19 protein-coding genes are annotated in these 22,418 nt (G+C 67.9%); 8 read left to right on the forward strand and 11 right to left on the reverse strand.

Annotated elements, in window-relative coordinates:
* Positions 1-76: 76 nt before the first annotated feature.
* The 3 genes from HFP89_RS05435 to gltX form a co-directional block, all read right to left on the reverse strand.
* Positions 77-1,054: a transcriptional regulator gene (locus HFP89_RS05435; protein ID WP_168716626.1), complete on the reverse strand. Its 978-nt coding sequence runs from the start codon at positions 1,052-1,054 to the stop codon at positions 77-79.
* A gap of 13 nt (positions 1,055-1,067) precedes the next feature.
* The gene (locus HFP89_RS05440; RefSeq protein WP_168716627.1) at positions 1,068-1,514 is read right to left on the reverse strand and encodes a Fur family transcriptional regulator; all 447 of its coding nucleotides are present in this window, start codon (positions 1,512-1,514) and stop codon (positions 1,068-1,070) included.
* Positions 1,515-1,635: 121 nt separating this feature from the next.
* Positions 1,636-3,054 carry a glutamate--tRNA ligase gene (gltX, locus tag HFP89_RS05445; protein ID WP_168716628.1) on the reverse strand — a complete coding sequence of 473 codons (1,419 nt, stop codon included), beginning with the start codon at positions 3,052-3,054 and terminating at the stop codon, positions 1,636-1,638.
* Between the two features lie 180 nt (positions 3,055-3,234).
* On the opposite strand from gltX, the gene mltF reads away from it, so the two are divergent.
* Positions 3,235-4,746 (forward strand): membrane-bound lytic murein transglycosylase MltF, encoded by a 1,512-nt coding sequence (gene mltF, locus HFP89_RS05450; protein WP_168716629.1) that lies wholly within the window; start codon positions 3,235-3,237, stop codon positions 4,744-4,746.
* A gap of 712 nt (positions 4,747-5,458) precedes the next feature.
* Here the strand turns inward: mltF and mutL are convergent.
* Genes mutL through HFP89_RS05465 form a run of 3 tightly spaced genes read right to left on the reverse strand, consistent with a single transcriptional unit; the run spans position 5,459 to position 8,359 of the window.
* On the reverse strand, positions 5,459-7,261 hold the full coding sequence (gene mutL / locus HFP89_RS05455) for a DNA mismatch repair endonuclease MutL (protein ID WP_168716630.1): 1,803 nt from the start codon (positions 7,259-7,261) through the stop codon (positions 5,459-5,461).
* Positions 7,262-7,277: 16 nt separating this feature from the next.
* A complete protein-coding gene (locus HFP89_RS05460; protein ID WP_168716631.1) occupies positions 7,278-7,610 on the reverse strand; it encodes a (2Fe-2S) ferredoxin domain-containing protein in 333 nt (110 codons plus the stop codon).
* Positions 7,611-7,627: 17 nt separating this feature from the next.
* Positions 7,628-8,359: a DUF481 domain-containing protein gene (locus tag HFP89_RS05465; protein WP_168716632.1), complete on the reverse strand. Its 732-nt coding sequence runs from the start codon at positions 8,357-8,359 to the stop codon at positions 7,628-7,630.
* 187 nt (positions 8,360-8,546) lie between these two features.
* On the opposite strand from HFP89_RS05465, the gene coq7 reads away from it, so the two are divergent.
* On the forward strand, positions 8,547-9,182 hold the full coding sequence (gene coq7 / locus HFP89_RS05470; RefSeq protein ID WP_346775193.1) for a 2-polyprenyl-3-methyl-6-methoxy-1,4-benzoquinone monooxygenase: 636 nt from the start codon (positions 8,547-8,549) through the stop codon (positions 9,180-9,182).
* A gap of 34 nt (positions 9,183-9,216) precedes the next feature.
* Here the strand turns inward: coq7 and speD are convergent, their stop codons facing one another.
* Positions 9,217-10,008: an adenosylmethionine decarboxylase gene (gene speD / locus HFP89_RS05475; protein WP_168716634.1), complete on the reverse strand. Its 792-nt coding sequence runs from the start codon at positions 10,006-10,008 to the stop codon at positions 9,217-9,219.
* Positions 10,009-10,211: 203 nt separating this feature from the next.
* Between speD and crp the strand changes: the two genes are divergently transcribed.
* Positions 10,212-10,883 carry a cAMP-activated global transcriptional regulator CRP gene (crp, locus tag HFP89_RS05480; RefSeq protein WP_206212235.1) on the forward strand — a complete coding sequence of 224 codons (672 nt, stop codon included), beginning with the start codon at positions 10,212-10,214 and terminating at the stop codon, positions 10,881-10,883.
* 79 nt (positions 10,884-10,962) lie between these two features.
* Here crp and ppc read toward each other — a convergent pair whose 3' ends face one another.
* On the reverse strand, positions 10,963-13,653 hold the full coding sequence (gene ppc, locus HFP89_RS05485) for a phosphoenolpyruvate carboxylase (protein WP_168716635.1): 2,691 nt from the start codon (positions 13,651-13,653) through the stop codon (positions 10,963-10,965).
* Between the two features lie 109 nt (positions 13,654-13,762).
* On the opposite strand from ppc, the gene HFP89_RS05490 reads away from it, so the two are divergent.
* The 4 genes from HFP89_RS05490 (at position 13,763) to rimK (ending at position 16,853) form a co-directional block, all read left to right on the forward strand.
* The gene (locus HFP89_RS05490; protein ID WP_168716636.1) at positions 13,763-15,010 is read left to right on the forward strand and encodes a threonine/serine exporter family protein; all 1,248 of its coding nucleotides are present in this window, start codon (positions 13,763-13,765) and stop codon (positions 15,008-15,010) included.
* A 198-nt stretch (positions 15,011-15,208) separates the two neighbouring features.
* Positions 15,209-15,484 carry a polyhydroxyalkanoic acid system family protein gene (locus tag HFP89_RS05495; RefSeq protein ID WP_168716637.1) on the forward strand — a complete coding sequence of 92 codons (276 nt, stop codon included), beginning with the start codon at positions 15,209-15,211 and terminating at the stop codon, positions 15,482-15,484.
* Positions 15,481-15,936, forward strand: coding sequence for a RimK/LysX family protein (locus tag HFP89_RS05500; RefSeq protein ID WP_346775194.1), 456 nt, complete (start codon positions 15,481-15,483; stop codon positions 15,934-15,936). The genes HFP89_RS05495 and HFP89_RS05500 overlap by 4 nt, the downstream gene beginning before the upstream one ends.
* 11 nt (positions 15,937-15,947) lie before the next feature.
* A complete protein-coding gene (rimK, locus tag HFP89_RS05505) occupies positions 15,948-16,853 on the forward strand; it encodes a 30S ribosomal protein S6--L-glutamate ligase (protein WP_168716638.1) in 906 nt (301 codons plus the stop codon).
* Between the two features lie 78 nt (positions 16,854-16,931).
* Here rimK and HFP89_RS05510 read toward each other — a convergent pair whose 3' ends face one another.
* From HFP89_RS05510 to HFP89_RS05520, 3 genes are all read right to left on the reverse strand, one after another.
* Positions 16,932-18,014, reverse strand: a complete 1,083-nt coding sequence (locus HFP89_RS05510) for a phosphotransferase family protein (protein ID WP_168716639.1) — start codon at positions 18,012-18,014, stop codon at positions 16,932-16,934.
* A gap of 435 nt (positions 18,015-18,449) precedes the next feature.
* Positions 18,450-19,862 carry a sigma-54 dependent transcriptional regulator gene (locus tag HFP89_RS05515; protein WP_206212236.1) on the reverse strand — a complete coding sequence of 471 codons (1,413 nt, stop codon included), beginning with the start codon at positions 19,860-19,862 and terminating at the stop codon, positions 18,450-18,452.
* Positions 19,859-21,298: an ATP-binding protein gene (locus tag HFP89_RS05520; RefSeq protein WP_168716640.1), complete on the reverse strand. Its 1,440-nt coding sequence runs from the start codon at positions 21,296-21,298 to the stop codon at positions 19,859-19,861. The genes HFP89_RS05515 and HFP89_RS05520 overlap by 4 nt, the downstream gene beginning before the upstream one ends.
* 161 nt (positions 21,299-21,459) lie before the next feature.
* Here HFP89_RS05520 and HFP89_RS05525 point away from each other — a divergent pair, with 161 nt between their 5' ends.
* Complete coding sequence (locus tag HFP89_RS05525) at positions 21,460-21,831, forward strand: DUF4168 domain-containing protein (protein WP_168716641.1); 372 nt, start codon at positions 21,460-21,462, stop codon at positions 21,829-21,831.
* The last annotated feature ends 587 nt before the right edge of the window (positions 21,832-22,418 follow it).

A 22,418-nucleotide genomic window follows, 5' to 3' on the forward strand; every position in this document is an offset into this window, starting at 1 on the left:
GCCGTGAACCTCCTGGGCATTGGACCAAGCGACGATGACCGATCCATGACAGTTCCGGGTCGGGCGCGCGGCACGATCATGACGCGGCGTCGTAGACCGCCCGCAGCCGGCGGGCCGCGTCGGCCACCTGCTCGCGCAGGAACGCCGGTGCCAGCACCTCGACGTCGGCGCCGTAGCGCAGCACGTCCATGACCAGCTCGCGGCTCGAGCCGAACGGAAAACTCAGCTCCAGCGTGCCGTCCGCGGCGCGCTCGGCCTGCTGCTCGGCATGCCATTGTTCGTCGGCGGCCCAGCGCGCCGCCTCGGCGTTGAAGCGGAGCCGGGCGCGGTGTTCGGCCGGCCCGGAGAAGATGCCGTAGGCGCCGTCGAAATGATCGCGCAGCGCCGCGGCGTCGAGCTCCACGGTGGCCTGCTCGAGCGGCTGCAGCGCCTGGATGCGCTCCACGGCGAAGCTTCTCAACCCATCGGCATCGTGGCACCAGGCGTCGAGGTACCAGCGATCGCGGTAGGCGGTCAGCCGCTGCGGCGAGACGGTCCGCTCACTGACCTCGTCGCGGCGGCGGCCGTGGTAGCGGATCCTGAGCCGTTGGCGCTGGAACAGCGCCCGCAGCAGGTCCTCGAACAGCCGGCCCGGCACCGGGCGACCGGCATCGTGCCGGATGTGGATGCGCTCGGGATGGGCCGAGAAATCGATGCCTTCCTGGTCGATCAGCTGGCTCATGCGCTGCTGCAGCATGTCCAGCTCGTCCTGCAGCAGGCCCGGTTGCACATTGGCCAGGATCTGGCGAGCGGTCAGCAGCGCCTGCAGTTCCTCCGGGCTGATCCACAGCCCCGGCAGTTCGAAGTTGCCGGCCAGCGAGCGGTCGTAGAAGAAATACCGGGTGTCCGGGTCCTGCTCCAGCGGCGCGCCGAGCACGTCGCGCAGTTCGGCAATCAAGCGGTACAGCGTGGCCTGGCTGCAACCCAGTTCCTCCATCAATTGCTGGCGCGACACCGGCGTGCGGCGCTGCCGGAGGATGTCGTGGAGGTGATAGAGCTTCTCGCGGCGCGACATGCCAGGCGGGCCCTCAGGTGCCGCGGTTCCGGCAGTCGCGGCAGCGGCCGTAGATTTCCAGCACCTGGCGGGTCGGCTCGAAGTCCTGCTGGGCGGCGAACGCCTCCAGCTCGGGCGTGGCGACCCGTTCGGGCAGCTCGATGACCGAGTCGCAGTGCTCGCAGATCAGGAAGCGTCCCTGGTGGCGGTGCTCGGGGTGGAAGCAGCTGACGAACGCGTTGAGCGTTTCCAGCCGGTGGATGAAATGGTGCTCGAGCAGGAACTCCAGGGCGCGGTAGACGGTCGGCGGAGCGGCCGAGGGCTGCTCGGCCTTGAGCTGGTCGAGCAGCTCATAGGCCTTGACCGGGCCGTCGGCGGCCAGCACCAGTTCCAGCACGCGTCTGCGCGTCGGAGTCAGCCGCAGGCTGTCCTTGGCGCAGCGCTGCTCGATTTCTTCGATGACGTGATCGGCAGGCTGCATGAGCAGGATTCTAACGCAGCCCGCCGCGACCGGCCCGACGGACCGGGATGTTTCGCGAACGGGCGTGGTCCTGTCCCCTCGGCTCGAGACCGGTCCGGGCCGGTGGATCACCGGAGGCCGCTCAACCGGTCTGGCCGGCGCGCTCCTCGATGAAGGCCAGCGCCCGGTCGATCCGGTCCAGCACCCGCCCGCGTCCGACCAGCCACAGCGTCTGGTCGATCGACGGCGAACTGCCGTGGCCCATCAGCGCCACGCGCAGCGGCTGGCCGATCTTGCCCATGCCGACGGCGAGCGACTCGGCGGTGTCGTGAACGGCCCGGCCCAGCGCGTCGACCTCCCAGGTGCAGTGCTCCAGCCGATCGCGGACCGCCTGCAGCGGCTCGGCGGCCACCGGCCGCAGGTGCTTCTTCGCCGCGCCGGACTCGAAGGTCTCGAAATCGGCGTAGAACGCGCGACTCTGTTCGACCAGCTCGGCCAGGGTCTCGAAGCGCTCGCGCTGCACGGTCAGCAGGTCTTCCAGCGCCGGTCCCCGCGACGGATCCAGGCCGTGATGGGCAAAATGCCACTTCAGCTCCGGCAGGATGCGCGCGACCGGTTCGGTCTTCAGGTAGTGCTGGTTCAGCCAGTTGAGCTTCTCGGTGTCGAAGCGCGACGCCTTGCGATTGACGTCTTCGATCCGGAACAGCCGGACCAGGTCGTCGCGCGAGAACTGTTCGCGGTCGCCGTAGGACCAGCCGAGACGGGCCAGGTAGTTGACCAACGCATCCGGCAGGTAGCCCTGCTCGCGCCAGGCCAGCACGCTGACCGCGCCGTGGCGCTTGGACAGCCGGGCGCCGTCGTCGCCGAGGATCATCGGCACGTGGGCGAACTCCGGCACCGGGGCGCCGAGCGCGCGGTACAGGTTGATCTGGCGCGGCGTGTTGTTGATGTGGTCATCGCCGCGGATGACCAGGTTGATCTTCATGTCCAGGTCGTCGACGACCACGGCGAAGTTGTAGGTCGGCGTGCCGTCGCTGCGCTGGATGACCAGGTCATCGAGCTCGGCATTGGCAATCTCGATCTCGCCGCGCACGCGATCGGTGAAGCGCACGGTGCCTTCGTCGGGATTGCGGAAGCGCAGCACCGGCTCGACGCCCTCGGGCGCATCGGTTCGGTCGCGGCAGCGGCCGTCGTAGCGAGGCTTTTCGCCCCTGGCCATCGCCTCCTCGCGCAGTGTCTCCAGGCGCTCCTTCGAGCAGTAGCAGCGGTAGGCCTTGCCCTCGTCGACCAGGCGCTGGGCGGTCTCTCGGTACAGCGCCAGGCGCTCGGACTGATAGATCGGCCCCTCGTCGGGATCGAGCTCCAGCCAGGCCAGGCCGTCGAGAATGGCCTGGACGGACTCGGCGGTGGAGCGCTCGCGGTCGGTATCTTCGACGCGCAGGACGAATTCGCCGCCGGTGGCGCGAGCCGCCAGCCAGCAGAACAGCGCGGTCCGGGCACCGCCGATGTGCAGGTAGCCGGTCGGGCTCGGAGCGAAACGGGTTCGGATGGGCGTGGTCATGACAGGTCCTGGAGGTGGGCGGCGTGGACCGCGCGTAACGGGCGGCCCGCCGCGGGCGGGCACCCGGCTTGCCTCGGGCGTCCGCGAAAAAGCGCGACAGTCTAGCAGATCGTCCCGGCCTCACGACCGCGGCGGCTTGCAGTATAACGAGGTCCGATTCCATGCCCTCGGGAAGGCCGGATGTCCGCAGTGCTCGACTCGCCTGGTTACGACGACGCGTACCCGGTGCTGCGCGTCCTGCGCGGCCGGCCGTTGTTGCGCGGCCTGTTGGCCGGGGCCGTGCTGCTGGCGGCGCTGTCGGGGCACGACCCGCGCAGCGAGCTGGAGCGGATCCAGGAGCGCGGCCGGCTGGTCATGCTGACCATCAACGGCGCGACGACCTATTACCTGGGCCCCAACGGCGAGGCCGGCTTCGAATACGACCTGGCCCGTGCCTTCGCCGGGGCGCTGGACCTGCCGCTGGAGGTCGTCGTGCTGCCGTCGATCGAGCGGCTGGTACCCGCCCTGCAGGCCGGCCGCGGTGATTTCATCGCCGCCAACCTGTCGCGTTCACCGGACCGGCTCGACGAGCTGCGCTTCGGCCCGGTCTACGAGCAGGTCGAACCGGTCGTCGTCTACCGACGGGGCTCGCGGCGACCGCGCGAGCCGGCCGACCTCGCCGACGGCCGGCTCGGGGTTCTGGACGGCACCAGCTATGCCCACTTCCTGGAGCCGATGGCCAGGGATCACGGCGTGGAATGGGAGGTCTTTCCGGAAGCCAGCATCGAGGACCTGCTCGAGGCGATCAGCAACGAGGAGCTGGAGTTCACGATCCTCGATTCGAACATCCTCGACCTGAACCGCCGCTACTTCCCTGCCGTTCGGCCGGCCTTCGAGATCGGCCCGCCGCAGCCGCTGGCCTGGGCCACCCGGCTCGGCGACGACGACAGCCTGGTCCAGGCGATGCGCGAGTTCTTCGCCGGCGATCCCAGCGGGCCGCTGATCACCGACCTGCGCGAGCGCTACTACAGCCACGTCGAGAACTACGAGCCGGTCGGCACCTTCAACTTCATGCAGCAGATGCGCGAGCGCCTGCCGGCGATCCGGCCGCTGTTCGAACGGGCCGCCGAACGGACCGAGCTGGACTGGCGGCTGCTGGCCGCGGTCAGCTACCAGGAATCGCACTGGGATCCGGACGCGGTGTCGCGCACGGGGGTGCGCGGCCTGATGATGCTGACCCGGCAGACCGCCCGCCAGGTCGGCATCGAGGACCGGCGCGACCCGGAACAGAGCGTGTTCGGCGGCGCCCGCTACCTGGTCTCGCTGATGGACCGTCTGCCCGACCGGATCGAGCAGCCCGACCGACTGTGGCTGGCGCTGGCGGCCTACAACATCGGGCTGGGCCACCTGGAAGACGCCCGCGTGCTGACCGAGGCCCAGGGCGGCGACCCGGACCGCTGGGTCGATGTCCGCGACCGCCTGCCGCTGCTGACCCAGGAGCGCTTCTTCTCGCAGACCCGCTTCGGCTACGCGCGCGGCTACGAGGCCTACAGCTACGTGGAGAACATCCGGACCTTCTACGAGATCCTGGTCTGGATGGAACAGCGCGGCCATCCGTTGATCGCCCACAACGAGGATTCGTCAAGCCAGCCCGCCGGACCGGGAGCGACAGCCTCGCCGACCCGCGACGAACAGGCCACGGACACGCCCTGAGCCGATCGTCGTCCCCGTGTACCCCGCCATTCGTCGTGTAACGTATGGCAAATCGGAAAGCGTTTGGCTGCAAGGCCTGTCTCACAGGGAATGGCATCGTCCTGTCCCGGGGAAAGAACGCCGCAGATCAAGGCGCTCCGGCTCGCCCTTCCAGGAGCGCGCCTGAACCGACATTGCGGCCTTGCGTCTCTTGGAAAGGACGCTGCCATTCACTGCGGGCCGCGCCTTGCCCTGTCGATTCAGGCGCACGCCATACGTCACACGATGAGTGGCGGGGTGCACCAGTGGGCCATGCGGATCGTTCGGTACCACTCAGACGCCGCACGAGCGCGGTGGGCAAGGCACGCGAGTGCAGGACGGGCCGTAGCCGATTCAAGCGAGCGGAACGCAGCCCACGGTGCTCGTGCGGCGGCCCTTCGGGAGCCACTCTGCCGGCGCGACTCGGCGTTGCGTTTCCTGGCAAGGAAGCGGCCATTTCCTGCGGAACGCGCCTTGATTCGCACCGGCACAGCGGCTCCGAGCGTTACCGAACGATCCGCATGGCCCACTCGCCCGCATCAATCATGAATCGCCGCGATGATTGCGCCGGGAATCGTTCGCACAGGAGATTTTCCGACCGAGCGGACTACCATGCTGTATTTCCGAGCGAGAAAGATTCGCTGTGCGGACAAGGACCAGGCAAGGGCGCGAGCTCATTCATGAATAATGCGGGCTAGCGCCCGCGCAGGAACAAGCGGTCCAGCTGCTGCAGGTCCAGCTCGACCCAGGTCGGCCGGCCGTGGTTGCACTGGTCGGAGCGCTCGGTGCGCTCCATGTCGCGCAGCAGCGCGTTCATCTCGTCGAGGTTCAGCCGCCGGTTGGCGCGCACCGAGCCGTGGCAGGCGGCGGTCGACAGCAGCTCGTCGATGGCCTGCTCGACCCGCTTCGTATCCCCCAGTTCGACCAGGTCGGCCAGGACATCGCGAACCAGGGCGTGAACGTCGGCCCGAGCCAGCAGCGTCGGCACGGCCCGGATCAGCACACTCTCCGGCCCGGCCGGCTGCAGTTCGAAGCCCAGCCGGTGCAGCGAGTCCTGGTGCTGCTCCAGCGCCCGGACTTCGCGCGCGGAGACCGCGAGCGTCTCGGGAACAAGCAAGGGCTGGGACCGGATCCGGTCCTCGGCCCAGGCCAACTTCATCCGCTCGTAGACGATCCGCTCGTGGGCGGCGTGCATGTCGACCAGGACCAGGCCGCGGGCGTTCTGGGCCAGCACGTAGATGCCGTGGACCTGGGCCAGCGCGAAGCCCAGCGGCGGGACTTCGGCAGTCCCTCCGTCGGCCGGCAGCGGACGCGGGCCCTCTCCGCCGGCGGCCGGACGCGCCAGCTCGGCATAGCGCTGGATGGCCTCGGCGACCGGCAGCCCCAGCCCGCCCTGCCCGGCCTCGCCGAGCCGTCCGGCGCCTTGACCGCCGCCCGCGCCGTAGGCCGGCAGATCGACCCGTCCGGCCGCCGGGCCGGCCTGCGCGCTGTCCGAACCGGCCCGCGTTTCGGCCAGCGCACGATGGATCTTGGTGAACAGGAAACCGTGGACGGTCCGGCCGTCGCGAAACCGGACCTCGGTCTTCTGCGGATGGACATTGACGTCGACCCGCGCCGGATCCAGTTCCAGCATCAGCACGTAGGCCGGGTGACGGCCGGAATACAGCACGTCGGAATAGGCCTGGCGAACGGCGTGGGTGACCAGCCGATCGCGGACCAGCCGGCCGTTGACGAAGAAGAACTGCATGTCGGCCTGGCTGCGCGAGAAGCTGGGCCGGGCGACCCAGCCGGTCAGCCGCATCCCGTCGTGCTCGGCCTCGATCGTCAGCGCATGATCGATGAAGCCGTTGCCGCAGACGTCCTCGACCCGGCGCTGGCGGGCCGCGTCACTGTCGGCGGTCGGCAGCCGGCGGACCGCGCGGCCGTTGTGGTGCAGTTCGAAGGCACAGTCCATCCGGGCCAGCGCCAACCGCCGGATGCACTCGTCGATGTGACCGAACTCGGTCCGCTCGGTCTTCAGGAACTTGCGCCGCGCCGGGGTGTTGAAGAAGAGGTCGCGCACATCGATGACGGTGCCCGGCGGCATCGGGCACGGCTCGGACGGTTCGCGGCGACCGCCCTCGGCGACCAGCCGGGTGCCGCTGTCGGCGCCGAGCGCGCGGCTGGCCAGCGACAGCCGGGCGACCGATCCGATGCTGGCCAGCGCTTCGCCGCGGAAGCCCAGGCTGGCCACCGCCTCGAGGTCCTCGAGCCGCTCGATCTTGCTGGTCGCGTGCGGATGCAGCGCCAGCGGCAGCTCCTCGGCCGGAATGCCGTGGCCGTCGTCGGTGATCCGGATCCGGCGCTGACCGCCGCCCTCGATCTCGACCTTGACCCGGCGCGCGCCCGCGTCGAGGCTGTTCTCGACCAGCTCCTTGACCACCGAGGCCGGCCGCTCGACGACCTCGCCGGCGGCGATCTGGTTGACCAGATGCTCGGGCAGCGCGCGGATCGGCATCGTCGGGCGACCGGGCTCAGGCGCCGGGGTCGTCGGGCAGGCGGAGTCGCTCGACGGGGCGGCCCTCGATGACGTGCGACTGGAGGATCTCTTCCAGGTCCTGCTCGTCGATGTAGGTATACCAGACGCCCTCGGGGTAGACCACCAGCACCGGGCCGAGCTCGCAGCGGTCGAGGCAGCCGGCGGTATTGATCCGCACCCCGCCGGGCCCGGCCAGGTCCAGCGCCTTGACCCGCGCCTTCAGCCAGCCGCGCATCTCGGCAGCACCGCACTGCTGGCACGACGGGCGGTCGGCGCCCGGCTCGCGCTGGTTGGTGCAGAAGAACAGATGCTTGCGGTAATAGGACATCGCTGGGGCCGTCGCCATCAGTCGAAGCTGTAGACCAGGTTGACGGTGCTGAGCACATCGGTGTTGTCGCGGCCCGGCTCCACGTCGGTGTTGTGGCGCACCGCGACGCCGGTCTTCAGCGACAAGGCCCCGTTGATCGCCACGGTCAGCGCCAGGTCGTTTTCGAGAAAGGTATTCGAAGCGCCCGTTTCGACCAGGAACTTGTTCTCCAGCCTGGCGGTTTCGGACAGGTTCCACAGATAGTCCACCGCCCCGCGGCCGATGAAATCGGTCTCGGAGTCGCCGCTGTCGCGCGCCTCGGTGAAGCGCACGCCCGGCCCGGCCTCGATCTTGAGGACGTGGGTCTCGCCGGTCAGGACGCGATAGCCCCAGCCCAGCGCGGCCGAGGCCTGGTATTCGAACGAAGAGAACTTGTCGGCATCGTAGCGCGCCGAGCCGATCAGGTAGCTGCGGTCGTTCAGGTCGTAGCGGGTCAGGTTCGAGGCCAGGAACCGACTGGCGTCCAGCGAGCCCTCGTTCTCCGATCGCAGGTAGCTCAACTCGGTTTCGTTACTCCAGCGGTCCTGCGTGTAGACCAGCCCGAGCTTGGCGTTGATGGTTTCCGTGTCGCTGTTGCCGCGTGCGAAGACCAGCCCCAGCTCGCCGGACCCGGTCCAGTCGGCCAGGGCGGGCAGCGGAAGCATCAGCGCCGACAGCACGACGACCGCGGGACCGTGTGCGCGAAGCGAAAAGCGGGGGGTACGATTCACGTGTCTTCCTCCGGGATGAACGGCGGCCGCACCGCCAGGATCGTTCATGAAACACCGCGATCCGGGCAGGCCGTCGTCGGTGCCGAATCGTCCGAGCGCAGATGGTAGCAAACCGTCGCCGACGCCGAACCGCCGCTGACGGCCCCACGCTAGAATCGAAACTCGATTCCAACATCGGGACGTGCCCGTGACCAGCTCTCCGATCGATCGCTTGTTCAGCCACCTCGACCAGGCCCTGCGCGTGAGTTTCGCGCCCGCGCCGGCCGCCGAACGCAGCCGCCCCGGCGCCGATGCGCCCGAAGCCGAGCTCGATGAACACGAGCGCCGCGACGTGGCCGGCCTGATGCGGATCAACCACACCGGCGAAGTCTGCGCCCAGGCGTTGTATGCCGGCCAGGCGGCGACCGCGCGCACCGCCGGCGTCCGCGCCGAGATGCAGCAGGCCGCCGACGAGGAGGTCGATCACCTGAGCTGGTGCGCCGATCGCCTGCGCGAACTCGACGCCCGGCCCAGCCGACTCAATCCGCTGTGGTATGCCGGCTCGTTCGCGATCGGCGCGCTGGCCGGTGCCGCCGGCGATCGCTGGAGCCTGGGCTTCGTCGAAGCCACCGAGCGCCAGGTCGAAGCCCATCTGGAGTCGCACCTCGACCGGCTTCCTGCCGCCGATGAGCGATCGCGCGCGATCGTGACCCAGATGAAGATCGACGAAGCCCGGCATGCCGAACTGGCGCATCAGGCCGGCGCGGCCCGCCTGCCGCGGCCGGTCCAGGGCCTGATGGCCGTGACCGCGGACCTGATGAAGGCCGTCGCCTACCGAGTCTGAGCGCCGGGCAACCCGGCAGGGACCGGATCGACGCTCAGAGATTCCGGCCGTAGAACAGCTCCTGCATTTCCTTGCGCAACCGGCGCTCGATCCTGCGGCGCTGCTGCATCGGCAGGTCGTCGGCGTGGAGCCCGAACAGGTAGTTGTCCAGCTCGAATTCCTTCAGGCACATCTTCGTGTGGAACAGGTTTTCCTGGTACACGTTGACGTCGATCATCTCGTAGGAATTCTTGGTGTCGCGGCTGAAGTAGTCCTGGATCGACGTGATCTTGTGATCGATGAAGTGCTTGCGGCCGCGAACGTCGCGGGTGAATCCGCGCACCCGGTAATCGACCGTGACGATGTCGGACTCGAAGCTGTGGATCAGGTAGTTCAGTGCCTTCAGCGGCGAGATCACGCCACAGGTCGCCACGTCGATATCGGCCCGGAACGTACAGATGCCGTCGTGCGGATGGCTTTCCGGGTAGGTATGGACCGTGATGTGGCTCTTGTCGAGGTGGGCCAGCACCGTTTCCGGAAGCGGGCCCGGCGCGGCCGAAGTGATCGTCGTGCCCGGCTCGACCGGCCCCTCGGCGATCAGGATGGTCACGCTGGCGCCCTGGGGGTCGTAATCCTGGCGCGCGATGTTGAGGATGTTCGCCCCGATGATCTGCGACACATCGGTCAGGATCTGCGTCAATCGCTCGGCGTTGTAGGCCTCGTCGATGTAGGCGATGTAATCCTCGCGCTGCTCCTCGTTGGTGGCATAGCAGAGGTCGTAGATGTTGAAGCTCAGCGCCTTGGTCAGGTTGTTGAAACCGTGCAGCTGGATGCGACGTTTTGCCATAATTGGGCAACCGGATTTCGATCGGGCGGGGTGAACGGGCCAGCAAGCCCGGATGCCCATTATCCCCCAGATCGAAGCTCGATGGTCACTCGGCGGGCACCGATGATAGGATCGGGCCTGATTGACAAGCGTGACCGTCCTTCCATAATGGGTACCCGTGGCGCGGGGAGCAGCGCCCATCGACTCGTCTTCAGGATGTACGCATGCGTGATTTCCAGTTCTACCCGGTCGATCGTGTGGCGATGGATCATTTCCTCGATCACTGCAAGCGCCAGCATTTTCCGGCGCGGGCCACGGTCATGCGCCCGGGCGACAACGGTCAGACCATGTGGTACGTCGTCGAGGGCTCGGTCACCGTTTCGACCGAGGGAGACGATGGTCGGGAGCTGATCCTCAGCTACCTGAACCCCGGCGACTTCATCGGCGAAATGGGCCTGTTCATGCGGCCCGGCAAGCGCGAAGTCATGGTCCGCACCCGGACCAAGTGCGAGCTGGCCGAGATTTCCTACGCCCAGCTGCGCGAGCTGCTGGAAGGCGACCTGAAGGATCACGCGCTGGAAGTCATGACCGCGATCGGCGCGAAGCTGGCCCAGCGCCTGCTGCAGACCCGCCGCAAGGTCGAACACCTGGCCTTCCTCGACACCCAGGGCCGGGTCGCGCGCACGCTGATCGACCTGTGCGGCGAACCCGACGCGGTCTCGCACCCGGAAGGGACCCAGATCAAGATCACCCGCCAGGAACTGTCGCGCATCGTCGGCTGCTCGCGCGAAATGGCCGGCCGGGTGATGAAGTCGCTCGAAGAGGAAGGCATGCTCCGCGCTTCGGGCAAGACCGTGGTCGTGCTCGGTACCTTCAAGGGCTCGGCACCGGCGTAGCCGGGGACCAGGAAAAAGGGGCAAGGGACGAGTCCGTCCGGCACTGTCACGGCCCCACTCGGCCCTGGTCCCTGACCCGTCACCCCGTGTTCTGCAGGCCCTGCGCGATTCCGTGCACCGTGGTGACCAGCGCCTGCTCCAGCGCGGCGTCCTCCCGGCCGCCGTCGCGCCAGCGCGCCAGCAGGTCGACCTGCACATAGCTCATCGGATCGACGTAGGGGTTGCGAAGCAGGATCGAGCGGCGCAGCGTCGGATCGCCGTCGAGCAACTGGGCCTGGCCCTTCAGGCGGCAGATCCAGTCACGGGTGCGGTCGAACTCGGCGCGGATTTCCGGGAACTGCCGTTCACCGACCGCACCGGCCAGCGCCGCATAGCGCGCCGCGATGTCGAGGTCGGCCTTGGCCATCGCCATCTCGGCATCGTCGAGCACGGTGCGGAAGAACAGCCAACCGTCGAGCATTTCGTGCAGGCGGTCCTCCCCGACCTCGTCGGCCACCGCTTCCAGACCGCTGCCCAGCCCGAACCAGCCCGGCAGCGCGTGCCGGCTCTGGCCCCACGCGAACACCCACGGGATCGCGCGCAGGCCGCCGATGCCGGCATCGGGCCGGCGCGAAGCCGGGCGCGAGCCGATCCGCATCCGCTCGATCACGTCGATCGGCGTGGCCGCGCGGAAATACTCGGCGAAATCCTCGCTGTCATGGACCCGCGCGCGGTAGGCGTCCCGGCTGTGCTCGGCCAGCCGTTGCATGGTCTCGCACCACGTCGTCGGCAGCGGCCCGTGCCCGGCACCTGGAAGACTGGCCTGCAGCACCGCGCCGGTCATCTGCTCGAGGTTGCGCACCGCGATCGGCCGCAGCGCGTACTTCCGGTGGATCACCTCGCCCTGCTCGGTCAGCCGCAGCCGTCCGCCGACGCTGCCCGGCGGCGCGGCCAGGATCGCCCGATGGGTCTTGCCGCCGCCCCGGCCGATGCTGCCGCCGCGGCCGTGGAACAGGGTCAGCCGGATGCCGGCCTCGGCGAAGGCCTCGGTCAGCCGGCGCTGCGCGTCCTGCAACGACCAGCGCGAAGCGACCAGCCCACCGTCCTTGTTGCTGTCGGAATACCCGAGCATGATGGTCTGGCGATCGTCGCGCAGCGACAGCAGCCGGCGCCACGGCGGGCTCGCGAGCAGGCCCTGCATCACTCCTTCGGCGGCCTGCAGGTCGGCGACGGTCTCGAACAGCGGCACGAAATCCATCGCGCCGTCCTCCAGCCCGGCCCGGCGAGCGATCCACCACGCGGCCAGCACGTCGTCGGCATTGCGGCTCATGCTGACGATCAGGGTTTCCACCGCCCGCCGCCCGAACCGGCGGCGAGCTTCGGCGGCCGCCGCCAGCAGCCGGAACACCGGGTGCCGGCCCGCGGCGACCGCATCGTCGTGTCCTGCCAGACGTTCGACCAACGCCGCGCGCCGTGCGTCCGGATCGCGTTCCGGCCAGTCGGGTTCATCGAGCTGTTCGGCCACCGCCGCGTGCAGATCGCCGGAATCCACGCGCAGGTCCAGTGCAGCAAGGTGAAAGCCGAAGATCGCGACCCGACGAATGAGGCGCTGCAGCGGGAACAGCCCGGCCCGTTCGCCGCGGTGCCCGAGCAGGCTGGCGGCGATCGCCTCGAGTTCGTCGGAAAAGGCCTCGGGCGTGGCGTAGCCGTGTTCGACATCGTCGCGGGTGCGCTCCAGGCGCGCCTCGACCAGGTACAGCATCACCCGATACGGCATGTCGGCATGCCGGGCCGGGATGGCCTCGAAGACCTCCGGCAGGCGTTCGCGCGTGGCGGCGATGCGCTCGGACACCTCCTCGGAAACGCTCACCCGACGAGCCGTCTGGCTCAGCAAGCGGTTCAGCCGTCGGACCTCGCGCAGGTAGTTGCCGATGACCTGACGGCGCTGTTCGGCCAGCGTATCGAGCACGGTGTCCGGCCCGACATTGGGGTTGCCGTCCATGTCGCCGCCGACCCAGGAGCCGAAGCGCAGCAGCGTCGGTACCGCCGACGGATGCAGGTCCACGCCCCAGACGGCGTGAACGGCCTCGGCCAGGTTCTCGTGCAGCACCGGGGCAACCCGGTACAACACGTTGGCCAGGTAGTAATGGGCATGTTCGGCCTCGTCGGCCACCGTCGGGCGCTGGTCCGACTGCTCGGCGGTCTGCCAGGCAATCGTCATCTCCATCTGCACGCGGTCGATCAGCCGGGCCGCGGCGCGCGCGCCGATCCGCGGGTTCATGCGCTGGACCAGGTAGCGCGCCATGCGCTGCTCCTTTTCCAGGATCGAGCGGCGGGTGGCCTCGGTCGGGTGCGCGGTCAGCACCGGCTCGATCCGCAGCGTGTCCAGCGTCGGCGCCACCTCGTCCCAGCTGCGACCGGCATCACGCAAGCCGGTCAGCACCGCCTCGAGGCTCTCGGCCTGCACCTCGCCGGCCACCGAGTGATCGGCGCCGCGCCGGATGCGGTGCACCTGCTCGGCCAGGTTGACGACCCGGAACCAGGCCGAGAAGGCGCGCGCGAAGGCCGCGGCCGCGGCCGCATCGTCGAACCGGCACAGCGCCTCCAGCAACGGCGGGTGGGTCTCGCCGGCGCGGCGCACGATGGCCGCCTCGCGGGCGGCCTCGACGCGCTGGAACAAGCGCTCGCCGCCCTGCTCGAGCAGCAGGTCGCCGACCATCCGCCCGAGCGTGCCGACATCTTCGCGCAGGGCTTCGTGTTCGGACGGAAAATCGATGTCTTCGCGCTTCATGGCGAGCGGCCGTTGGCTGGGGTTCCACCCATGGTAGCGGTCATGAGGCGGCGCGTTGCGCAGACGTGACGTATGATCCGACCCACATCCGATCCGACGTCGACCTGCGATGCAGCCCACCCGCCCGTTCGGCAACGACGACATCCAGCCGTTCGAGTCCAGTCCCTACGCGACCCTGGTGCTGAACCTCGGCCGGGCGCTGATGCATGCCGGTTCGCCCTCGCACCGGCTGGAAACCGCGATGCAGGTCATGGCCGACCGGCTGGGACTGACCGCGGAGTTCTTCTCGACCCCCACCGCGCTGATGATTTCGCTGGGCGACGGCAACCGGCAGCAGGTCTACCTGGCCCGGGTCGAGCCCGGCGATCCGAACCTGGCCAAGCTCTCGGAGCTGACCGCCATCATGGAGCAGCTGGCCTCCGGCGAACTCGACCCGATCGAAGCCGACCGCCAGGTGCGCGAAATCGACGCCCGGCCACCGACCTACCGCGGCGTTGCGCTGCTGGCCGCCTTCATGGCCGTGTCGGCCGGCGCCTGCACCCTGATCGGCGGGGGGCTCCGGGAAATGATCACGGCCGGCGTACTCGGCGGCGTGACCGGTCTGTGCGTGTTGCTGCTCCGGCGCGGTCCGGACCTGGCTCGGCTGATCGCGCCGGTCGCGGCCTTCCTGGTCACCTTCGCCGGAACGCTGTGGTGCGGTTTCGATGAGCGGACCGCGCTGATGCCCGCCGTGATCGCAGGCATGATCGCGCTGATCCCCGGCATGGACCTGACCATCTCCACCCGCGAACTGGCCACCGGTCACCTGGTCGCCGGGGCGGCCCGGCTGGCGGCGACGATCATGGTGTTCGCCTTCCTCAGCTTCGGCCTGGCCGCCGGCGGTGCGGCCGGCCAGGCGCTGGTCGGTCCGGTCGCGCTGGTCGAGCCCTCCGCACTGCCGCCGGGGGTCCTGTTCATCGGCTTCGGCATGGCCGCGATCGGCTTCGTGGCGCTGTTCCAGGCCTTCCTGCGCGACTGGATCTGGATCCTGCTCGCCTGCATGATCGCGTTCGGCGCCTCCAGTCTCGGCAGTCTGACCGGTTCGCCGGTGATGGGCGCGTTCCTCGGCGGACTGTTCGTCGCGATTTCGGGCAACCTGTTCGCCCGCATCACCGGCCGCCCCGGTTCGGTCATGCAGCTGCCGGGCCTGATCCTGCTCGTACCGGGCAGCATCGGCATGCGCAGTCTTGCCTCGGTCGTCGGCCACGACATCCTGTCCGGGCTCGAAACCGCCTTCCTCGCCGGCATGATCGCCGTGGCCCTGACCGCCGGGATGATCCTGGCCAGCGTCCTGGTGCCGCCGCGAATCAGCTTGTAGGGGCGTTTCGCGGCACTCCAACAACGTTGAGATGACGCCTGTCGGGCCATTCCACTGCAGACGGTGCAGGGAAACGGGCCGGCCGCCCGGAGCGGCCGTCGCCTCGTTCCCTGGCTCGTGAATCTCTCTGCGCCTCGGCCAGAACGGGCGTTCGATGTTCGTTCGCGTTTCCGACGGACCTGACGGTACACTTCGCCCATGAGCACGATCGATATCCGCAAGGAACACAAGTACGACCTGGCGCAGGCCCAGCAGGTCGCCGACGACCTGGCCCGGGACCTTGCCGAGAAATTCTCGGTCGACTACGGCTGGGAGGGCGACGTACTGCACTTCCAGCGCAGCGGCTGCGACGGCCACATCGAGGTCGATGAGCAGTGCGTGCACGTGGTCGCGCGGCTGGATTTCTTTGCCTCGTTTCTCAAACCGGCGGTGGAGAAGGAGATCCATCGCTACCTCGACGAGCACTTCACGTGATCGGCACCCACGAATCCCCGACCATGATCATCGGCGCCTGCGAATGGGTGGCGCTGCCGGAACTCGGTATCCACCGTTTGCGTGCGCGCGTGGATACCGGCGCCAAGAGCTGCGCCCTGCACGCCGAGGCGATCGAGACCTTCAGCGTCGACGGCCAGGATCGGGTCCGCTTCAACGTCTACACCGGCCACCCCGAGCCCGACGGCTGGCACCCCTGCGAGGCCCGACTGGTCGGCACCCGCCGCGTGCGCTCCAGCTCCGGGAAGGGTCAGCAGCGGTTCACGATCCGAACATCGATCGTCATCGGCCACGCGCGCTGGCAGGTCGACATCACCCTGGCCGACCGTGAGAAGATGAGGTACCGAATGCTGCTGGGACGCACGGCCATGGAACACCACGCACTGGTGTACCCGGCCCGGGCGTTCCTGCAGGGCAAGCCCCGCCTCGACTGACAGGACCTACCATGCGCATCGCGATTCTTTCCCGAAGCCGAAGCATCTACTCGACCAAGCGCCTGGTCGAGGCCGCCGAGGAGCGCGGCCATGAAGTCAAGGTCGTCGACACGCTGCGCTGCTACATGAGCATCGCCTCGCATCGCCCGACCATCCACTACCGCGGCGATACGCTCGGCGAGTTCGACGCCGTGATCCCGCGAATCGGCGCGTCGATCACCTTCTACGGCACCGCCGTGCTGCGCCAGTTCGAGATGATGGGCACCTTCCCGCTGAACGAATCGGTGGCCGTGACCCGCTCACGCGACAAGCTGCGCGCACTGCAGCTGCTGTCGCGCCGCGGCATCGGCCTGCCGGTCACCGGCTTCGCGCGGGCGGCCGACGACATCGGCGACCTGATCCAGATGGTCGGCGGCGCGCCGCTGGTGGTCAAGCTGCTCGAAGGCACCCAGGGCATCGGCGTGGTGCTGTGCGAGACGAAGAAAGCCGCCGAGAGCGTGCTCGAGGCTTTCATGGGCCTGAACGTGTCGATCATGGTGCAGGAATACATCAAGGAAGCCGGCGGCGCCGACATCCGCTGCTTCGTGGTCGGCGACAAGGTCGTCGCCGCGATCAAGCGCCAGGCCCAGCCCGGCGAGTTCCGCTCCAACCTGCATCGCGGCGGCACCGCCAGCCTGATCAAGATCACCCCCGAAGAACGCAGCACCGCCGTGCGCGCCGCCCGGATCATGGGCCTGAACGTCGCCGGCGTCGACCTGCTGCGCTCCAATCACGGCCCGCTGGTCATGGAAGTCAACTCCTCGCCGGGCCTCGAAGGCATCGAATCGGCCACCGGCAAGGACGTCGCCGGCCTGATCATCGGCTTCCTCGAAAAGAACGCCCGGAAAGACAAGACCCGCACCCGCGGCAAGGGCTGATCGGGTCTCGATCGTCGGCTCGTGCTTCGGCCGATCCTCTGAAGGCCGTTTGCACGACGCCAGAGCAAAGAGACCGCATCAGCTCAGCCCCGAACGGCGGATGATGCGGCCGCAGCGCCAGATCAGGTAGTTGGCGACGAGCCAGAAGTTCCTGAACGCCGGGTTGCGGGTCTGCTTGTGGTGGTAGCGGTAGTAGATCTGCTGGACGATCACGGCCAGCCGGAACAGGCCGTAGACTTCGTAGAAGGCCCAGTGCCGCGGCGACAGGCCCAGTTTCTTGCAGTAGTCATCGACGACCTCGCGCCGGGTCATCATCCCCGGTAGATGGGTCGGCTGGCGGCGGAAGGCGCGGAAGACGCGGTCGTCGTCGGCCTGGACCCAGTAGGCCAGCGCGTTGCCCAGGTCCATCAGCGGATCGCCGAGCGTGGCCATCTCCCAGTCGAGCACGCCGAGGATCCTCAATGGGTCCTGCGGGTCCAGCACCAGGTTGTCGAAACGATAGTCGCCGTGGATCAACCGGATGGCGACCTCGTCGGGGCAGTGGCGGTCCAGCCAGTCCATGACCTTCTCGCCCTTCAGCACGTTCCAGGTCCGGGCCTTGCGGAAGCGGCCCGACCAGCCGTCGATCTGGCGCCGGTTGTAGCCGGCGCCCCTGGCGAGTCGCTCAAGCCCGGCCGCCTCGATATCGACCGAGTGCAGTTCGATCAGCGTGTCGATCGCGTTGCGGCACAGCTGCCGCGTTTCTTCCTTCGAAAGCGTCAGCCCCTTCGGCAGGTTCGCCCGGGGGATGATGCCCTGCAGCCGTTCCATCACGTAGAAGTCCGAACCGATGACATCGTGATCCTCGCAGGCCGCCAGCATCTCGGGCACCTTCGGAAACACGGGCTTCAGCGCCTTCTGGATCCGGTACTCGCGCACCACGTCGTGCGCCGACTTCGCCTTCGTCCCGGCCGGCGGCCGACGCAGGATCAGGTCGCGGTTCGCATACCGCAGCCGATACGTCAGATTCGACGCCCCCTTCGGAAACTGCTCGACCTCCGGCGTGCCCTCCAGTCCGTCGATCCGCGCCTTCAGCCAGGCATCCAGCGCGGCCTCGTCGAAGCGGTCCTCGTCGCGCACCTCGCGCGGCTGGTCGATCACACTTGCGCTGTTCGAACTCATCGATCGGATCCCGTCATGTTGGATTCTTGAAGATGGTGCCCATGTCGATCGGAGGATGGACGCGATGCCGCGAAGAGGCAACGGACGCAATGGAAACGCTGTACTTGAAAAAGCATGCTCTCGCCGAGGCCCAGAGGCGCACAGAAAATCGATGGACGATGCCGGCCGAGTGACGAACCCGACTCATCGACGCAAGACGACTGCGCCACGGCACGCGTTCTGTCTTCCTGCACTTTTCCCTGCGCCGCTGCGTCTCCGCGAGAAACGCCTTCGACCTTGTCCTTCGCTCTGGCTCTGCCGGTCATCGCGCTCTTCGCCACGTTGCGCCTCAGCGTCCCTCCTCCGAAGGATTCGGCCTCCGGGACAGAACGAAGCCTGGATCCCGGGTACTTCCTGAACTCGGTGACCCTCCCTGGCCCCGACGCAAGCGGCGGCTCAGCTGTCCTCGTGACGCTCTGCGTCCAGCCACCGGTACAGCGTGCGTCGTCCGACCCCGAGCAGGGCCGCGGCGCGTCGCTTGTTGCCACCGGTGAACTTCAGGACGTGGTTCACATACCGCTTCCGGAGCTCCTCCAGTGTCGGCAGGACATTGCCTTCCAGCAACTCCATCGGGATCGGCTCTTCATCGTCCGTGCCGCACACGGATGAATGACCCGCCGCACCGAGGCGGATGCGCGTCGGGAGATCGTCGGCACCGACGACCTCGCCGTTGCAGAACGTCACCGCGCGCTCGATCGCGTTACCCAGTTCCCGGACGTTTCCGGGCCAATCATAGCTCCGCAGACGCTCGAGGGCGTCGTCACCGAGCCGGGTCGCGGGTCGATCATGAGCGCGCGCGTGCTCGAGCAGGAATCGTTGGGCCAGCAGCTCGATGTCGGCGCCCCGCTCGGCCAGCGCCGGGACTTCGAGCTGGAAGGTCTCGAGGCGGTAGTACAGGTCTTCGCGGAACTCGCCGGTCCGCACGCATTCACCGAGATCGCGATTGCTGGCCGCGACGATGCGAACATCGACCTGCACCTCCTGTTCCACACCCAGCGGGCGGATCCGGCCGTCCTGCAGCGCGCGCAGCAGCCGCGCCTGCAGTGCCAGCGACATCTCGCTGATCTCGTCGAGGAACAGCGTTCCGCCACTCGCTTCGCGGAACAAGCCCGGCCGCTCGCGGTCGGCACCGGTGAACGCGCCGGACGCGTAGCCGAAGAATTCGCTTTCCATCAGATCGGCCGGCACCGCAGCGCAGTTCACCGCGATGAAGGCCGCGTCGGCCCGCCGGCTTTCGGCGTGCAGCGCCCGCGCGACATGCTCCTTGCCCGATCCGGAAGGTCCGACGACGAGCACCGAAGCGTCGGTCGGCGCGATCCGCCGGACCTGGTCGAAAAGGTTCAGCATCGCCCGACTGGAACCGATCATGCCGTGGAAACCGCCTCCAGCAGTGGTGTTGCGGTACTCGTCCAGCTCATCGCGTATGCGACGCTGCTCGACGAGCCTGCGGCAGGCAATCAGAAAATGCTCGATGTCCAGCGGCTTGGTCAGGAAGTTGTCGGCGCCGGCCTTGAGCGCGGCAACGGCCCGCTCCACGGTTCCGAACGCAGTGATCATCAGCACCGCTGGCGGACGCGGCAGACGCAGCAGCGACTCGAGCAGCTGCATCCCGTCCGAACCCGGCAGCTGCAGATCGGTGACGACCAGATCGGGCCGGCAACGGGCCGCCAGTTCGAAGCCGCCCTCGGCGGAACGACTCGACTCGATCTGCCAGCCCTCGGCCGCCAGTTCCTCGACCAGCATTTCGTTGAGCGCACCGTCGTCCTCGACCACCAGCACACGCGCCGTTCCATCCACCGGCATCGTCATGCCCGCTCCGCCAACGGCAGATGGATCTCGGCCCGGCAGCCACCAAGGGCCTCGCTTCGACCGAGTCGAGTGGTGCCGCCGTGAATCTCGGTGACGGTCCGCACGATCGTCAGGCCCAGCCCGACGCCCTCTCCCGACGGGCGTCCGGTGGTGAAGCTCTCGAAGGCCGCATCGCGCAGGTCGGGATCCAGCCCCGGCCCGTCGTCTTCCACGGAGATTCTCGCGCACCGCTGGACGACCCCGACCTCGACCCGGACGCGGGAGCGGGCGGCCTGGATCGCGTTCCGCACGAGATTGAGCACGGCGTGCTCGATGCGCACCGACACGCCCTCGACCGCAACGGGTCGATTCCCTTCCTGTTCCAGCTCGATTCCCCGGGTCTGTGCTTCGGGCCGCGCGCCGGCGACGGCCCGATCGACGCTATCGATCAGGTCGAGCCGCTCGAACCGGCCGGGTTGATCCCGGACCAGGCTGATCAACTGTTCGACCAGCTGTCGGGTCCGCTGCAGCTGCTCACCGATCCGCAACAGGCGACGGCGTCCTTCGTCATCGCCCACGTGACCCTGGAGGCGACGGGCGTCGGTCTCGATGACGGTCAGCGGTGCACCCAGTTCATGGGCAACGCCAGCCGAGAACCGCCCCAGCGCCGCCTGGCTTTCCTGCTGCAGGATGCGCTGGTTGAGCGCCGCTTCGACGTCGCGCCGTCGTCGGACCTCGTCTTCGGCGTGGCACAGCGCGTCGAGCATGTGATTGAGTCCACGAGCCAAGCGGCCGAATTCACGCGTCGTGCCCGCGCCCGCACGCCACGAACGATCGCCCTGCTCGACCTGCCGCATATCGTCGAGCAGCCGCCGGATCGGCCGCATCAGGGCCCACTGGTGCCCGATCAGCAGGACGACCAGAATCAGGCCGAGCCCGAACAGCATCCCCAGCATCCCCATCCAGCGTGTCCGGTCCAGTCGGTCGCGGATGTCGCTTTCCTCGCGAACCACCTGCAGCAGCCCGTCGATGCGGCCATAGACCGTGGAAAGCGGGACGAAGTAGGAATATACGGCCTCTCCGGCGAAGTCCTCGTACTGGCCCAGCTGCTCGCCCACGGCAACCAGCTCGGCGGCCTGGGCCTGTTCGGCCGGTCCGGGGATCGCTTCGCCTGCCACGGCGATCCGGCGTCCGTCGGAATCGTAGACCGCCGCGCCGTAGACCCGCCCGATTTCCGAAACGGCACCCAGCGCGTCGCGCAACTGGCCGATATCCGCGCTGCGCAGCGCGCCTTCCAGGGGCATCCGCAGACTCCGCGCGACCAGCTCGATCTCCTTTTCCATGCGCGCTTCGAGCAATGATTCGACCGACCTGCTGGTCAGCCAGAACATCGCCAGACTGAGGACCGCGACCGGCACGAGAACATAGACGATCAATTGACTGCGCAGGGTGTGCACGATGACTCCATTCCGGGACACATGCGCCATTGTGACACATCAAGCGTCCGTTTTCTCAGGCACGAGGCATGTAAGTCATTGAATTTCAGACACTCGAATCGTTGGCACGCAGGGTGCAATGAAGAGCGCGCAACACACACTCATCGTCAACGGAGATCTGTATGAATTACCTCAAGCTGACCACCGCCGCGCTGTTCACCGCCGCCCTGCTTCTGTCCGGTGCGGCGCTGGCCCAACAGCCGCCGGCCGCGGCCGCGCCCGATACCGAGGTGAGCGACCGGGAGCTGAACGCATTTCTCGATGCTCGCGAATCCATCGCCGCAATCCAGCAGGACTACTCGCAGCGCCTGGAAAACACCCAGGAACCCGAGAAAGCCAACGAGCTGCAGCAGGCCGCGAATGAAGAAATGATCCAGGCCGTCGAAGACAGCGGTCTCGACGTCGAACGGTTCAACACGATCGTCATGGCCATCCAGAACGATCCGGAACTGCAACGCAAGCTGCAGGAGCAGATCGGCGGCAGCGGTCGCTGAAGATCGATGCGTGGAGCACGCCTGGCGTGCCCATGAACGCGACACCGGGACCGGCCTGAGTCGGTCCCGGTTTCTTTTATCCATCCGATCTGCAGATTTCGAGAATCGTCTTCAGAAAGGCGGCACCGCGCACGGCGACCGAGCGCCGGTCCGATGAGGCCCGGCAGCGATCGGTACGCTCGCGGATCTCGAATTGCCACCTGCATCCGGCGCACCTTCCGTTGCGGGTCGATCACGCTGGCTTGGTCCGAGCTCATCGATGGACTCTCACGTCCCGGGTTTCTTCAAGCGTCGTGCCAGCGGTCTTCAGAGGATGAACGCGAAGATGCCCTGTTGAAAGTCCACTCCTGCGGAGCAAAGAGTTTGCTCGTATCGAAGGGCGGGTCATGGCGGCCGGCGGCGGTGGCGTCCAGGGCTTGAAGGCCATGCGTCGCTTGAAGGCCATGCGTCGGGCAAAACGGGACAACGCTTGAGCACCGATGGCATCGGCGTTGCTGCGCTTGCCAAGCGCCTTCATGTTCGCGCACGGACGCAGTGAGCAAACCCGTAAGAACAATCCTCGGGTATCGAACTCGGGTCATCGGCTC

Source organism: Wenzhouxiangella sp. XN79A (assembly GCF_012272825.1).
Classification (GTDB): Bacteria; Pseudomonadota; Gammaproteobacteria; order Xanthomonadales; family Wenzhouxiangellaceae.

Coding starts and splice junctions, on each gene's coding strand:
- HFP89_RS05435 (WP_168716626.1), bottom strand. CDS start 1,054: ATGTCGCGCCGCGAGAAGCTCTATCACCTCCACGACATCCTCCGGCAG.
- HFP89_RS05440 (WP_168716627.1), bottom strand. CDS start 1,514: ATGCAGCCTGCCGATCACGTCATCGAAGAAATCGAGCAGCGCTGCGCC.
- gltX (WP_168716628.1), bottom strand. CDS start 3,054: ATGACCACGCCCATCCGAACCCGTTTCGCTCCGAGCCCGACCGGCTAC.
- mltF (WP_168716629.1), top strand. CDS start 3,235: ATGTCCGCAGTGCTCGACTCGCCTGGTTACGACGACGCGTACCCGGTG.
- mutL (WP_168716630.1), bottom strand. CDS start 7,261: ATGCCGATCCGCGCGCTGCCCGAGCATCTGGTCAACCAGATCGCCGCC.
- HFP89_RS05460 (WP_168716631.1), bottom strand. CDS start 7,610: ATGTCCTATTACCGCAAGCATCTGTTCTTCTGCACCAACCAGCGCGAG.
- speD (WP_168716634.1), bottom strand. CDS start 10,008: ATGGCAAAACGTCGCATCCAGCTGCACGGTTTCAACAACCTGACCAAG.
- crp (WP_206212235.1), top strand. CDS start 10,212: ATGCGTGATTTCCAGTTCTACCCGGTCGATCGTGTGGCGATGGATCAT.
- ppc (WP_168716635.1), bottom strand. CDS start 13,653: ATGAAGCGCGAAGACATCGATTTTCCGTCCGAACACGAAGCCCTGCGC.
- HFP89_RS05490 (WP_168716636.1), top strand. CDS start 13,763: ATGCAGCCCACCCGCCCGTTCGGCAACGACGACATCCAGCCGTTCGAG.
- HFP89_RS05495 (WP_168716637.1), top strand. CDS start 15,209: ATGAGCACGATCGATATCCGCAAGGAACACAAGTACGACCTGGCGCAG.
- rimK (WP_168716638.1), top strand. CDS start 15,948: ATGCGCATCGCGATTCTTTCCCGAAGCCGAAGCATCTACTCGACCAAG.
- HFP89_RS05510 (WP_168716639.1), bottom strand. CDS start 18,014: ATGAGTTCGAACAGCGCAAGTGTGATCGACCAGCCGCGCGAGGTGCGC.
- HFP89_RS05515 (WP_206212236.1), bottom strand. CDS start 19,862: ATGACGATGCCGGTGGATGGAACGGCGCGTGTGCTGGTGGTCGAGGAC.
- HFP89_RS05525 (WP_168716641.1), top strand. CDS start 21,460: ATGAATTACCTCAAGCTGACCACCGCCGCGCTGTTCACCGCCGCCCTG.